Origin of the sequence: Stutzerimonas stutzeri (genome assembly GCF_009789555.1) — a bacterium.
GTDB classification, from domain to species: Bacteria; Pseudomonadota; Gammaproteobacteria; order Pseudomonadales; family Pseudomonadaceae; genus Stutzerimonas; species Stutzerimonas stutzeri_R.
Genome location: NZ_CP046902.1, coordinates 384,447 through 397,888 on the forward strand (window position 1 = coordinate 384,447; position 13,442 = coordinate 397,888).

General features: G+C 64.6%; 10 protein-coding genes. 5 read left to right on the plus strand and 5 right to left on the minus strand.

What is annotated here, in order from left to right; genetic code table 11:
• The first annotated feature begins 108 nt into the window (after positions 1-108).
• The 5 genes from GQA94_RS01755 (at position 109) to GQA94_RS01775 (ending at position 6,288) form a co-directional block, all read left to right on the plus strand.
• Positions 109-1,191, plus strand: coding sequence for a Bug family tripartite tricarboxylate transporter substrate binding protein (locus GQA94_RS01755; protein WP_233270207.1), 1,083 nt, complete (start codon positions 109-111; stop codon positions 1,189-1,191).
• A gap of 13 nt (positions 1,192-1,204) precedes the next feature.
• On the plus strand, positions 1,205-1,696 hold the full coding sequence (locus GQA94_RS01760) for a tripartite tricarboxylate transporter TctB family protein (RefSeq protein ID WP_158186448.1): 492 nt from the start codon (positions 1,205-1,207) through the stop codon (positions 1,694-1,696).
• A 25-nt stretch (positions 1,697-1,721) separates the two neighbouring features.
• A complete protein-coding gene (locus GQA94_RS01765) occupies positions 1,722-3,200 on the plus strand; it encodes a tripartite tricarboxylate transporter permease (protein ID WP_158186449.1) in 1,479 nt (492 codons plus the stop codon).
• Positions 3,201-3,405: 205 nt separating this feature from the next.
• On the plus strand, positions 3,406-4,800 hold the full coding sequence (locus GQA94_RS01770) for a DUF2868 domain-containing protein (protein ID WP_158186450.1): 1,395 nt from the start codon (positions 3,406-3,408) through the stop codon (positions 4,798-4,800).
• A gap of 114 nt (positions 4,801-4,914) precedes the next feature.
• The gene (locus GQA94_RS01775) at positions 4,915-6,288 is read left to right on the plus strand and encodes a GTPase/DUF3482 domain-containing protein (protein ID WP_158186451.1); all 1,374 of its coding nucleotides are present in this window, start codon (positions 4,915-4,917) and stop codon (positions 6,286-6,288) included.
• 61 nt (positions 6,289-6,349) lie between these two features.
• On the opposite strand, the gene phoU is transcribed toward GQA94_RS01775, so the two are convergent.
• The 5 genes from phoU to GQA94_RS01800 all read right to left on the minus strand — a co-directional run bounded on the left by phoU (position 6,350) and on the right by GQA94_RS01800 (position 13,251).
• Positions 6,350-7,075, minus strand: a complete 726-nt coding sequence (gene phoU / locus GQA94_RS01780; RefSeq protein WP_158186452.1) for a phosphate signaling complex protein PhoU — start codon at positions 7,073-7,075, stop codon at positions 6,350-6,352.
• A gap of 115 nt (positions 7,076-7,190) precedes the next feature.
• Positions 7,191-8,018, minus strand: a complete 828-nt coding sequence (gene pstB / locus GQA94_RS01785) for a phosphate ABC transporter ATP-binding protein PstB (RefSeq protein ID WP_158186453.1) — start codon at positions 8,016-8,018, stop codon at positions 7,191-7,193.
• A 29-nt stretch (positions 8,019-8,047) separates the two neighbouring features.
• Positions 8,048-9,718 (minus strand): phosphate ABC transporter permease PstA, encoded by a 1,671-nt coding sequence (gene pstA / locus GQA94_RS01790; protein ID WP_158186454.1) that lies wholly within the window; start codon positions 9,716-9,718, stop codon positions 8,048-8,050.
• Between the two features lie 75 nt (positions 9,719-9,793).
• Positions 9,794-12,070, minus strand: a complete 2,277-nt coding sequence (locus GQA94_RS01795; RefSeq protein ID WP_158186455.1) for an ABC transporter permease subunit — start codon at positions 12,068-12,070, stop codon at positions 9,794-9,796.
• A 215-nt stretch (positions 12,071-12,285) separates the two neighbouring features.
• Positions 12,286-13,251 (minus strand): PstS family phosphate ABC transporter substrate-binding protein, encoded by a 966-nt coding sequence (locus GQA94_RS01800; RefSeq protein ID WP_158186456.1) that lies wholly within the window; start codon positions 13,249-13,251, stop codon positions 12,286-12,288.
• Between the last annotated feature and the right edge of the window lie 191 nt (positions 13,252-13,442).

The following is a 13,442-nucleotide window of genomic DNA, read 5'->3' on the forward strand; positions in this document are numbered from 1 at the left end:
CGAAGTTGACCCAAGCGGGTCGAAACCACAACCGACGACGGCTACAGTTGTGTTCGATAATCGAACAGCATTTGAGTTCGACGACGGCCCGGCTGGGCGGCTTCCTTTATGGTGGACAACGTCCGCATCACCGGTAATGGCCGTTTGCCAGCCGGGCCGGGCGCTCGTTCGCTCCCCGGACGCCACAACAACTACAAGATGGGATTTTCTATGCCGCTGACTCTCAAGCGTACCGTACGCCTGCTTATGCTGGGCGCCACGCTCCCGCTCCTGTCCCTCTCCGCTCAGGCTGCCGAATGGCCGACCGACACCGTGCGTCTCGTCGTGCCCTACGCACCGGGCGGCACCACCGACGTGCTCTCGCGCAAGGTGGCCGATCTGCTGCAGAAGGAAATCGGCACCGTGGTGGTCGAGAACCGCCCCGGCGCTGGGTCGACCACCGCCACCGGCCAATTGGCGCGCGGCGGTCGTGGGGCGGACCACACCATCGCCATGGCCTCGCCCGGACATACCATCGGTCCGGTGATCTACAAGAACCTGCCCTACGATCCGGTGAAGGACTTCAAATTCATCCGCAACGTGATCGAGATTCCCAACGTCATGGTCGTCCCGGCAAACAGCCCGTACGACAGCGTCGAGGCCTTCATCGAGGCGGCGAAAACCAGGGAAATGACCTTCAGTTCTTCCGGCGTCGGCAGCTCGATCCATATGTCCGGCGAGCTGTTCAAGACCATGACCGGCACCCGCATGACCCACGTCCCCTTCCGCGGCAGCGGCGAGGCGCTGCCGGCCCTGCTCAGCGGCGATGTCGACGTGTCGTTCGAGAACATGCCGACCGTGCTCTCGCACATCCAGTCCGGCAAGCTCAGGGCGCTGGCGGTCACCTCCGCCGAGCCGTCGCCGTATCTGCCAGGCGTCGAGCCGCTGTCGAAACTCGGTGCCGACCAGGGCCTCGGTGATTTCGTCACCACCGCCTGGTTCGGCCTGATCGCCGATGACAGCATGTCAGACGAGGCTGTGCAGACCTTGCAGGACGCGTTGGGCAAGGTCATGGAGGATGAAAGCTTCAAGGACTTCGCCGCCCAGATCGGTGGCGAGGCGGCGAGCCAGCAAGGCGATGCGTTCCGCGATTACGTCGCCGAGGACGTGGCGCGTTGGCAGCACGTGGCCGGCCAGGCCGAACTCCAGTAAGAGGAGGTCCCGCATGAGCGCTGCCACCGGTCGTCCGCGCTGGGCCAACGTCAATACGCTGCTCGGCGTCTTCTGGCTGTCGGCTGCGCTGGTGTTCGTTTTCTATCTGGTACCCAACTACATCGAAGAAGCGCCGATGATCCAGAACCCCATGCAGTCGCCGCGCTGGCTGCCCGGCGTCGCCGGCTGGCTGGTCGCCGTGCTCTCGCTGGCGCTGATCGTCGAAGGCTGCCTGCGGCCGCCGGAACGCACGGCCAGCGCCACGGCCAGCGCGCCAGCGTGGCGCTGGCTGTTGATGATCGCCGGATTGGGCGCGTACTGGCTGTTGTTCGAGCCGCTGGGCGCCATCGCCGCCGGCATTCTCGGCACCCTGCTGTTGTTTGCCGCGCACCCGGTGCGCAAGCCATGGCTGTACCTGCTGGCCGTTGCCTTGCCGTGGCTGGTGAGCCTGTTGTTCATCCACGTACTGAACGTCCCGCTGCCTTCGGGCACGCTCTGGGACTGACCCGTCCTTATCCGCGAGTGACCGAATGGAAGGTTTTTCCGAAGTCCTGAGCCTGTTCCTGAGCGTCGACAACTTCGTCGCAATCGGCATCGGCGTACTGATCGGCGTGGTCGTCGGCGCCATTCCCGGCCTGACCGCAACCATGGCAGTCGCCCTGGCCCTGCCGTTCACCTTCAGCCTCGAACCGGTCACCGCGATCCTGTTGCTGGTGGGCATTTACAAGGGCGGAATGTACGGCGGCTCGATCACCGCCATCCTGATCCACACGCCCGGCTCGCCCGCAGCGGCCTGCACGCTGCTCGACGGCTATCCGCTGACCCAGCAAGGCAAGGCCAAGAAGGCGCTGCAGATGGCCCTGTACTCCTCGTGCATCGCCGATGTGCTGTCGAACCTGGCGTTGATCCTGTTCGCCTCCTACCTGGCGAAGATCGCCCTGAATTTTGGCCCGCCCGAGTTTTTCTGGCTGATCTGCTTTTCCCTGACGATCATCATTTCGATTGCGGGCGAGTCGGCGATCAAGGGCCTGATTGCCGCGAGCCTCGGGGTGATCGTCTCATCGATCGGCATGGACGTGGTCTACGGTAGCCAGCGGCTGACCTTCGACAGCTACAACCTGATGGACCGGGTCTCGTTCGTGCCGCTGCTGATCGGGCTGTTCGCCATACCGGAGGTGATCGACTTCTACCTGAAGAAAGCGGAGCCGCACATCCGCGCGGCGACCAGCGGTGCCGGCCTGACATTCAAGGAACTCAAATCCAGCCTCAAGACCATCGTGCGCGGCTCGGTCATCGGCGTGATCATCGGAGCGATCCCCGGTACCGGTGCCACCGCGGCGACCTTCATTTCCTATAGCGAAGCCAAGCGACGCTCGCCGAACGCCGCCAATTTCGGCAAGGGCGAACTCGAAGGCGTTGCCGCGGCGGAGTCCGGCAACAACGGCGTCGCCGGCGCAACGCTTATCCCGCTGTTGTCGCTCGGGATTCCCGGCGACGTTATCACCGCGATCATTCTCGGCGCGTTCATGATCCACGGCCTGACACCTGGCCCTGTGCTGTTCCAGGAGAACCTCACGCTGATCTACGCGCTGTTCTGCGGGATCATGCTGAGTTCGGCGGTGCTGCTGTTCGTCGGCCAGGGCGTGATCAAATATTTCTCGCTGGTTGCTGACATCCCCAAGGCGATCCTGCTGCCAATCGTCCTGATGTTCTGCGTCTACGGCTCCTTCGCAGTCAACAACAGTGTGTTCGACATCGGCCTGATGTTGTTCTTCGGCGTGGTTGGCTACGTATTCAACCGTACCGGCTTCGCCACTGCGCCCTTCCTGCTCGGCTTCATCCTCGGGCCAATGTTCGAAGACAACCTGCGGCGCACGCTGCTGATCGGACGCGGCGATCCGATGATTTTCTTCCGCGGCCCGATTACCTGGATCTTCATCGCCCTCACGGCGCTTTCGCTGTTCTTCGCTATCCGCCGTTACTGGCAGGAGCGCATCCGCCCCCGTTGAAGCGGTCCGGACAGCCGCGCGGCGACGGGGCTGCGCGGCGCCCCGGGGCGCCTGTCGTCCGCAAGGCTCATCGGCGATCTTCGGCGTGCTGGCAATGTCCAACCACCATCAGCGCGTCGGGGCGCCTAGGCCGCATCCGGCATGCCGACCAGTTGCGTTACCCTAAGGCGCAACCGGCCGGCGCGCCGAATCAAAAGAGACCCGTATGCCCCCGACCTCGCCGAACTCGCTGACGCCTTTCGATCGCCTCTGGCTGACCGAAGCCATACGCTTGCGCGAAGAGCATGCCGGGCCGCTGGACGATGACGAGGCCAGTCGTCATGCGCGGGCGCAGGGCGGCGAGCTGTCCGATCTGATCGAGCGACGCGCACTGTGGCTGGCGCGCCGCGACGGGCTGATCGAGGCGCAGCGGCATTGGCTGCAGGGCGCAAAGCTGGCCGGAGTGACACTGGCACTGCTCGCACTGTTCACCGGAGCCGGACTTGCCTGGGCAGCGCTGGGCGACGGTCAGCGTCCGGTCAATGCATTCTGGGCATTGGGCAGTCTGCTCGGGCTGAACCTGCTGACCTTGCTCGGCTGGCTACTGGGCCTGCTGCTGGTCGGCGACAGTGGCGGCGCATTGGGCCGACTCTGGCTATGGCTCAGCGAAAGGCTCGCACGTGACGCCCGCGCCGTGCAGCTGGCCCCGGCACTGCTGACGGTATTGCAGCAACGGCGTCTCGGCCGCTGGCTGTTGGGGTTTGGTGTGCATGGCCTGTGGTTGTTGGCGATGTCCAGCGCGCTGGTGACGATGCTGGCCTTGCTGGCGACCCGCCGTTATGGCTTCGTCTGGGAAACCACCATCCTCGGCGAAGGCGCCTTCGTCGCGTTGACCCAGGCGCTCGGCACACTGCCATCGCTGCTCGGTTTCAGCGTGCCGGACATCGAACAGATCCGCGCCAGCGGAGCCCTGCTCAGCGATTACGAAGGCGCCCGGCAGAGTTGGGCGGGTTGGCTGGTCGGCGTGGTGCTGATCTACGGCGTGCTGCCGCGCCTGCTGCTGACGCTATGGTGCCTGTGGCGCTGGCGGCGCGGTCGCGGCCAGCTCCGCCTGGATCTACGACTGCCTGCCTACCGCCTGCTACGCGAGCGCTTACAGCCACCCAGCGAGCGTCTCGGTATCAATGATGCCGCGCCCGCGCAGCTCCAGGCGCCGACCCTTGGCGCAAAGCTCGATGGCACCGAAGGTGCGGTCCTGGTCGGCATCGAACTGGAGCAGGACCGAACCTGGCCGGTGAAATTGCCTGCAGGCGTAGCCGATGCCGGCGTGCTGGACGACCGCGAGCAACGCCGTCGTCTGCTGGACCAGCTGACCCGCTTCCCGCCACAACGCCTGGCCATCGCCTGCGACCCACGCCGCTCGCCCGACCGTGGCACGCTGGCGCTGATCGGCGAGTTGAGCCGGTGCGCGGCCAGCAGCCGTGTCTGGCTGCTACAGGCACCGGCTGGGCAAGCGCTGGACAGCGGCCGCCTGCAGGATTGGCATCAGGCGCTGGACGCCCTCGGCCTCGCCCATTCGAGCAGCGCACCCTTGACCTGGTTGGAGACCGGACATGACTGACCGTGATTGCGCAACCCTCCTCGGACAGTCGCCCCCCGCCGGCGCGCGTAAGCCGCCTGCCGTAGCGGCCAGCGGGCTGCGCGCGGCCTGGCCGCCAATTGCCGGAGAACACCCATGAGCGCACCGCTCAAGCTCGCCCTGGTGGGCCATACCAACGTCGGCAAGACCTCCTTGATGCGCACCCTCACACGCGACGTCGGCTTCGGCGAGGTGTCGCATCGGCCCAGCACCACCCGCCACGTCGAGGGCGCGCGCCTGTCGGTGGATGGCGAGCCGCTGCTGGAACTGTACGACACGCCCGGCCTGGAAGATGCCATTGCGCTACTCGACCACCTGGAACGCATCGAACGCCCTGGTGAACGCCTCGACGGCCCGGCACGGACCAGCCGCTTTCTCGCCGGCAGCGAGGCACGCCAGCGTTTCGAGCAGGAGGCCAAGGTCCTGCGGCAACTGCTGGCCAGCGATGCCGGGCTCTATGTCATCGACGCCCGCGAGCCGGTGCTGGCCAAATACAAGGATGAACTGGCGGTGCTCGCCGGGTGCGGCAAGCCGCTGCTGCCGGTACTCAACTTCGTTGCGCAGCCCGGTCACCGTGAAGAGCAGTGGCGCGAGGCGCTGGCGCGGCTGGGCCTGCATGCGCTGGTGCGCTACGACAGCGTGGCACCGCCGATCGATGGCGAACGGCGGCTATACGAGAGTCTGGCATTGCTGTTGGAACAGGCACGGCCGAAACTGCAGCGGCTGATCGACGACCATGAAGCCCAGGCCGCGGCCCGAATGAATGAAGGCAACCGGTTGATCGCCGAGCTGCTGATCGATGTCGCCGCCTGCCGCCGCAGCGTCGCCGCGCAACCCGAACTCGAACGCGGCGCCATTCGCGAACTGCACGATGCGGTACGTGCGCGCGAGCAACGCTGTGTCGAGGCCTTGCTACGCCTTTACGGCTTCCGCGCGCAGGATGCAGCCGCAGCGGACCTGCCGCTGCTCGACGGTCGCTGGGGCGACGACCTGTTCAATCCCGAAACGCTGAAGGAACTGGGCGTGAAGATCGGTGGCGGCATGGCGGCGGGTGCCGCAGCGGGCGCCGGTGTCGACCTGATGGTCGGCGGCATCACGCTTGGCGCGGCGGCCTTGCTTGGCGCCATCGCCGGAGGCGGCGCGCAAACCGCGCGGCACTATGGCAATCGTCTGCTGGGCAAACTCAAGGGCCAGCGCGAACTGACCGTGGACGACGCCGTACTGCGCCTGCTCGCCCTGCGCCAACGGCAACTGCTGGCTGCCCTCGCCGCCCGCGGACATGCCGCCATGGACGCCATCCGTCTCGATACGCCGGACGACAAGACCTGGCGCGAAGGCAAACTTCCCGAAGCCCTGCACCGTTGCCGCGCCCACCCGCAGTGGTCCTCGCTGAACCCCGGCGCGCGCCTGGAGCAGAGCGAACGGCAGCAACAGCTCATCGAGCTGGTCGACCGCCTGCAGCGCAGCTAGCCAGCCACCGCCCCTCCAGGGTGAGAGGGGCAATGCTCAGCTTCAGCCACGGCCCGCCGCGTCAATCACGCTTGCTGGCGACTTCCTCGGCCATGCGTGTCAGGCCCAGGTGGCGCACGTCGGTGCCGTTCACCAGGTAGATGACCATTTCAGCGATGTTGCGCGCGTGGTCGCCGATCCGTTCGAGCGAGCGCAGCACCCAGATCACGCTGAGTACGCGAGAGATCGAGCGCGGGTCTTCCATCATGTAGGTGACCAGCTCACGCAGCGCCGTCTTGTATTCGCGATCGACGGTCTTGTCGTACTGCGCCACCGACAATGCCAGCTCGGCGTCGAAGCGGGCGAAGGCATCCAGCGATTCCTGCACCATGCGACGCACCTGATCGCCGATATGGCGCACCTCGACATAGCCGCGCGGCGACTCGCCGTCCTCGCACAGCTCGATGGCGCGACGGGCGATCTTGGTCGCTTCGTCGCCTATCCGCTCGAGATCGATCACCGACTTGGAGATGCTGATGATCAGGCGCAGATCGGACGCCGCCGGCTGGCGCCGGGCGAGAATGCGAATGCATTCCTCGTCGATGTCACGCTCCATGTGGTTGATCTGGTCATCGACTTCGCGAACCTGCTGCGCCAGCCCGGAGTCGGCCTCGATCAGCGCGGTCACCGCGTCATTGACCTGCTTCTCCACCAGGCCGCCCATGGCCAGGAGGTGACTGCGCACCTCTTCCAGCTCGGCGTTGAACTGCTGGGAAATGTGTTGGGTGTGGCTGTCTTTGCTGATCATCGTGTCGCTCCGAGGAGGCTGCCGCTAGGCGGCGCTGGTGCGCAGCGCACCCAGGTAGATTGAATGCCACGCAAGCCCGTCTGGGCTTTGGCGGAGTGTCTCCGACATGGCCAGACTAACCGTAGCGGCCGGTGATGTAGTCTTCCGTCTGCTTCTTCGCCGGATTGGTGAACAGCGTGTCGGTGTCGCCATATTCGATCAGCTTGCCCATGTACATGAACGCGGTGTAGTCCGACACGCGCGCGGCCTGCTGCATGTTGTGGGTGACGATGACGATGGTGTACTTGGCCTTGAGCTCGTAGATCAGTTCCTCGACCTTCAGCGAGGAAATCGGGTCGAGCGCCGAGCTGGGTTCGTCGAGCAACAGCACTTCCGGCTGTACGGCGATGGTGCGGGCGATCACCAGACGCTGTTGCTGACCACCGGAAAGGCCGAGCGCCGACTCGTGCAGGCGATCCTTGACCTCTTCCCACAATGCCGCGCCCTTGAGCGCCCATTCGACGGTTTCGTCGAGCACGCGCTTCTGCTTGATGCCCTGGATGCGCAGGCCGTAGACCACGTTCTCGTAGATGCTCTTGGGAAACGGGTTGGGCTTCTGGAATACCATGCCGACGCGGCGGCGCAGGTCGGCAACGTCTTCGCCCTTGCGGTAGATGTTATGGCCGTCGAGGTTGATCGCACCTTCGATGCGGCAACCGTCGACCAGATCGTTCATCCGGTTGAAGCAGCGCAACAGCGTCGACTTGCCGCAACCGGACGGGCCGATGAAGGCGGTCACACGTTGGCGCGGGATGTTCATGCTGACGTTGAACAGTGCCTGCTTTTCACCGTAGTACAGACTCAGGTCGGGCACCTCGATGGCGACCGACTCGTTGTCCAGGCTCAGCGCGCGCTTGTCACGACCGAGCGCGGAGATATCGATGGAATGGGTATTGGTTTGCATGTGCTCACTCCGTTCGCAGCGGCTCGGACTCAATGATCCAGCGCTTTGTATTTTTCGCGCAGATGGTTACGAATGATGACGGCACTCAGATTCAGCGTCGCGATCACCAGTACCAGCAGCAGTGCGGTTGCATAGACCAGCGGTCGCGCGGCCTCGACATTGGGGCTCTGGAAGCCGACATCGTAGATATGAAAGCCCAGGTGCATGATCTTCTGATCAAGGTGCAGATAGGGGTAATTGCCATTGAGCGGCAGGCTCGGCGCCAGCTTCACCACGCCGACCAGCATCAGCGGCGCGACCTCGCCCGCGGCACGCGCCACGGCCAGAATCAGGCCGGTCATCATCGCCGGGCTGGCCATCGGCAGCACCACCTTCCAGAGCGTTTCCGACTTGGTCGCGCCCAGCGCCAGGGAGCCTTCGCGGATCATTCGCGGGATGCGCGCCAGGCCTTCCTCGGTCGCGACGATCACCACCGGCAGGGTGAGGATCGCCAAGGTGAGCGACGCCCACATCAGGCCCGGCGTACCGAACACCGGCGCCGGCGCCGCTTCGGGGTAGAAGATGCGGTCGAGCGAGCCACCCAGCACGTAGACGAAGAAGCCCAGGCCGAACACGCCGTAGACGATCGAGGGCACGCCCGCCAGGTTGTTCACCGCGATCCGGATGATGCGCGTCAGCACGCCCTGCTTGGCGTATTCGCGCAGATAGACCGCGGCGATCACGCCGAACGGGGTGACGATCACGGCCATGATGATGGTCATCAGCACGGTGCCGAAGATGGCCGGGAAGATACCGCCCTCGGTGTTTGCCTCACGCGGCTCGTCGCTGACGAATTCCCAGACCTTGGCAAAATAGAAGCCCAGCTTGTCGACCGTGGACATGGCATTCGGGCGATAGGCCCGCACGATCTTGCCGAGGGTGATTTCCTTTTCCTGGCCGTGCATGGTGCGCATGGTGATGCTGTCGCGGTTGAAGCCCTGGTAGAGCGCCGACAACTCGCCTTCGAGCGTCCGGTACTCGGCGTCCCACTGCGCACGCTCGGCATCCAGGTCGGCCTGGGCCGCGGCGTCGAGCCGGTCGTCGAGTTCCAGCTTGCGGGTCTTCAGGCGCAGGCGCTCGAGACCATGATTGATACGACCGATATCGACCTTTTCCAGCCGGGCGATCTGGGCATGCAGATCATCGATACGATCGATTCGCCGCTGCAGCTCGGCCCAGGCGGCATCGCCCTCGGCAACCAGTTGCCCGCTCTCCTTGACGTTCAGCAGTTCGCCATAGAAGTTGCCCCACTCGCGGCGCTCCAGGGCGACCAGATTGGCCGGTGTGCGCGGGTTGCTCAGCCACTCGCCGACGACCCAGGAAAAGTCCGCGCCATACACTTCGCGGTTACCGACCTTGAGCAGTTCACGGGTCATGAACTCGCCGCCCTCGACATCCACTGGCAGGCCGCTGGCAGCCAGACGGGCACGCGGCACTTCTTCGGCCTGCACCACTTCACCCGCCATGACCCGAGGCGACGCGCCGGGCACTTGATAGTCGGCGACGATCACGTCCGCCGGCCAGAAGTGCTCCAGCCCGCGCACGGCGATGACGGCCAGCAGCCCGAGGGTCATGATCACGGCGATGGACACCGCGCCGGCGTTCATCCAGACCCAGGGGGTGCCGCTCTTGATCCAGGTTTTCAGCGAATCCTTTTTCACGGATCGATACCTTTGTCGAAATCTTGTCGCAGCCGTCATCGGCTGCGTCCTTGGCCGCCCGCAGGCAGCCTTGAGTTACAGGCTCGCGTACTTGCGCCGCAGGCGCTGGCGAATCAGCTCGGCCAGCGTGTTCATCACGAAGGTGAACATCAGCAACACCATCGCGGCGAGGAACAGCACGCGGTAATGGGTACTGCCCACTTCCGATTCGGGCATTTCCACCGCCACGTTGGCCGCCAGGGTGCGCATGCCCTCGAAGATGTTGGCTTCCATGATCGGGGTGTTACCGGTGGCCATCAGCACGATCATGGTTTCACCCACGGCGCGGCCCATGCCGATCATCAGCGCCGAGAAGATTCCAGGACTTGCCGTCAGCAGCACCACGCGGGTCAGCGTCTGCCAGGGCGTCGCGCCCAGCGCCAGCGAACCCAGCGTGAGGCTTTTGGGCACGCTGAATACGGCGTCCTCGGCGATCGAATAGATCGTCGGGATCACCGCGAAGCCCATCGCCAGGCCAATCACCAGGGCGTTGCGCTGATCGAAGGGAATACCCATTTCATTGGACAGCCACAGGCGCATGTCACCGCCGAAGAACCAGTTCTCCAGATAACCGCTGACCGCCAGGGAACCCCAGCCCACCGCCAGAATCACCGGAATCAGCAACATGGCTTCCCAGCCATCCGGCACGCTGAGGCGGATGTTTTCCGGCAGCCGGCTCCAGCACCAGCTCGCCAGCAGGATGCCCACCGGCATCAGCAGCAGCAGGCTGAAGATGCCCGGCAGGTGGTTCTCCAGATAGGGCGCGAGGAACAGGCCGGCGAAGAAACCGAGGATCACCGTCGGCAATGCTTCCATCAGCTCGATGACCGGCTTGACCTTGCGACGCAGCGACGGCGCCATGAAGTAGGCCGTGTAGAACGCCGCGCAGATCGCCAGCGGGGCCGCCAGCAGCATGGCGTAGAAGGCGGCCTTGAGGGTACCGAACGCCAGCGGGGACAGGCTCAGCTTGGGCTCGAAGTCGCCCGTTGCCGAGGTCGACTGCCACACATAGTCAGGCTCGGGATAGCTTTCGTACCAGACCTTGCCCCAGAGGGCACTCCAGGAAATTTCCGGGTGCGGGTTGTCGATCACGAAACGCTGCAACTGGTCGCCGGACTCCACCAGCAGCCGCGTGGCACGTGGCGACAGAGCGGCGACCGCAGCGCCGTCGGCGACCTGTTCGGTCAGCAGCGTGCGGTGTGCGGTGCTGTGGAAAATACCCAGAGTACCGGCGCCATCGAGCGCCAGGAAACCCTTGCGGCGCTCCTCCGGAAGAATCTGGGTGATCGGCTGGCCGGCCAGCTGGAAGCTGCGCACGTTCTTCAGCTCGGCCTGGCCGTCACTGCCGCGCACCATGAACCATTGGCCGATGCCTCCGGTCGAGTCGCCGACCATCAGCGAGATGCCGCCAAGCAGTGCGGCGACCGTGGTGATCTCGCCGTTGCCACCCAGCAGCTTGTAGCGTCCGTTGAGCTGCTTGCGGCGCAGATCGAAGACGTCCACGCTGGCGCGACCACTCACGGCGAACAACCACATATGTCGCGGATCGATGCGCAGCGCCTTGATCGGCTCGGAGAGCTGCGGCAGGTCCATACGCTCCTGCTCCAGGCTGGTTTCGCCGGTCAGCAGGTTTTCGCTCGTAGCGATCCGCAACGCCTGCAGCGCCCCATCGGTGGCGCCAGCGACCATCAGCGTCTTGCCGTTCACGCTGATCGCGGCGTGCGCGACAGGGCGCCCCTGCGGATCGAGCTGCAGCGGTTCCTGACCGAACGGGTAGTCCAACTGCGGGGTGATGGTCTTCTTGCCATCCGGATAGCTGACCTTGTAGTTGTGTTCGGCTACCAGGACCTGGCCATTGTCCAGGCCGAGCACGATCCGGCGATTGCCGGGGGTATCCTGGCCGACCGAGACGATCCGGCTACCGGTCGGCAGCGGCAATTCGACCGTGCGCAGCGATTGGCCGGTCGAGAGGCTGAAGAAACGGACCTGGCCGTCAGCATCCAGCCGCATCGCGACCTGGTTCTGCTCTTCCATCGCCAGCAGCAAAGGCTCGCCCGCTTCGGCCAGCCAGGCCGGCTGCTGTGCCTCACGCGCCTCCAGTTCGGCGCCCTGGAACATGGGCGCAACGACCTGGCCGAGATAGAAGAAGATCAAGGTGATCGCGCCCAGCACGGCGAGGCCACCGATGGAGACGTACCAGCGCGCCAGGTTGTCTTTCAGCGCGCGGATGCGGCGCTTGCGTTGCAGGGCCGGGGTATTGAAGTCCAGCCGTTGCACATCGGAATTCGCGCTCATGGTCTCTATATCGTTCATGCGAAGGTTCCTGGCCACTCAGGCCGTCAAAACTGCTGCGCCCTTCTGGCGCGAGTCGTTCCCTGGCTGCCGAGGGCCGGTCGGGCGCCTAATCTAATCGAGCTGTATGACAGAAAAATTACAGTCAGGTGACGCGACGACGCCCACCAGCGCGATGAGGCGTGGCGGGCGTCCTGCTGGGCTCGCGGCAGGCGCCGCGAGACCGGCATCGGGTCTTACAGACCGAGGTCCTTCAGCGTCTTGTCGACGACTTTCTTCGGCAGCGGGATGTAGCCGTCCTTGACCACGACTTCCTGACCCTGCTTGGAGAGCACCAGCTTGAGGAACTCGGCGTCGATCGGGCTCAGCGGCTTGTTCGGCGCCTTGTTGACGTACACGTAGAAGAAGCGAGCCAGCGGGAACTTGCCAGCCAGGGCGTTTTCTTCGTTGGCCTCGAAGGCTTCGCCACCCTTGGACAGCGGCACCGCGCGCACGCTGGAGGTCTTGTAGCCGATACCCGAGTAGCCAATGGCGTTCAGGGTGCTGGAAATCGACTGCACCACCGAAGCGGAGCCCGGCTGCTCGTTCACGTTAGGCTTGAAGTCGCCCTTGCACAGCGCTTCTTCCTTGAAGTAGCCGTAGGTGCCGGACACCGAGTTACGACCGAACAACTGAATCGGCTTGCTCGCCCACTCGCCGGTCAGGCCCAGGTCACCCCAGGTCTTGATGTCCTGCGCGCCGCCGCAAAGACGGGTGCTGGAGAAGATCGCGTCGACCTGTTCGATATCCAGGCTCTCGATCGGGTTGTCCTTGTGTACGAACACGGCCAGGGCATCGATGGCGACCGGGACTTCGGTCGGCTTGTAGCCATACTTCTCTTCGAAGGCCTGGATTTCGTTGTCCTTCATCGGACGGCTCATCGGGCCGAGGTTGGCGGTACCTTCGGTCAGCGCCGGCGGCGCGGTGGAGGAACCGGCGGCCTGAATCTGAATATTGACGTTAGGGTAGCTACGCTTGAAGTCTTCAGCCCACAGGGTCATCAGGTTGGCCAGTGAGTCGGAACCAACGCTGGACAGGTTGCCGGATACGCCGGACGTTTTCTCATAGGCCGGCAGCGCCGGGTCAACGGCCGCAACTGCGTTGGCAGCGCCAACGCCAGCGGCTACGAAAGTCAGGGCCGCCATCAAACGATTCAGTGTCATACCTTGCTCCTAGCAGGGGTGTGCTCGTGTGTGTTGGAACGGGGGCCATTGTCTGCAGGCCGTGTGAACACTCTATGAAGACAATGTGACAATCTGGTGACGACCCGGAACTTTGTTCGGTGGCGGTCGCTGCCGCTGGATACAGCCGCTATACTCGGCTCCGGCCCGCACTACCGCGGGTTTTCGCGCAA

Coding starts and splice junctions, on each gene's coding strand:
- GQA94_RS01760 (WP_158186448.1), top strand. CDS start 1,205: ATGAGCGCTGCCACCGGTCGTCCGCGCTGGGCCAACGTCAATACGCTG.
- pstB (WP_158186453.1), bottom strand. CDS start 8,018: ATGCAAACCAATACCCATTCCATCGATATCTCCGCGCTCGGTCGTGAC.
- phoU (WP_158186452.1), bottom strand. CDS start 7,075: ATGATCAGCAAAGACAGCCACACCCAACACATTTCCCAGCAGTTCAAC.
- GQA94_RS01800 (WP_158186456.1), bottom strand. CDS start 13,251: ATGACACTGAATCGTTTGATGGCGGCCCTGACTTTCGTAGCCGCTGGC.
- GQA94_RS01795 (WP_158186455.1), bottom strand. CDS start 12,070: ATGAACGATATAGAGACCATGAGCGCGAATTCCGATGTGCAACGGCTG.
- GQA94_RS01770 (WP_158186450.1), top strand. CDS start 3,406: ATGCCCCCGACCTCGCCGAACTCGCTGACGCCTTTCGATCGCCTCTGG.
- GQA94_RS01775 (WP_158186451.1), top strand. CDS start 4,915: ATGAGCGCACCGCTCAAGCTCGCCCTGGTGGGCCATACCAACGTCGGC.
- GQA94_RS01755 (WP_233270207.1), top strand. CDS start 109: ATGGTGGACAACGTCCGCATCACCGGTAATGGCCGTTTGCCAGCCGGG.
- GQA94_RS01765 (WP_158186449.1), top strand. CDS start 1,722: ATGGAAGGTTTTTCCGAAGTCCTGAGCCTGTTCCTGAGCGTCGACAAC.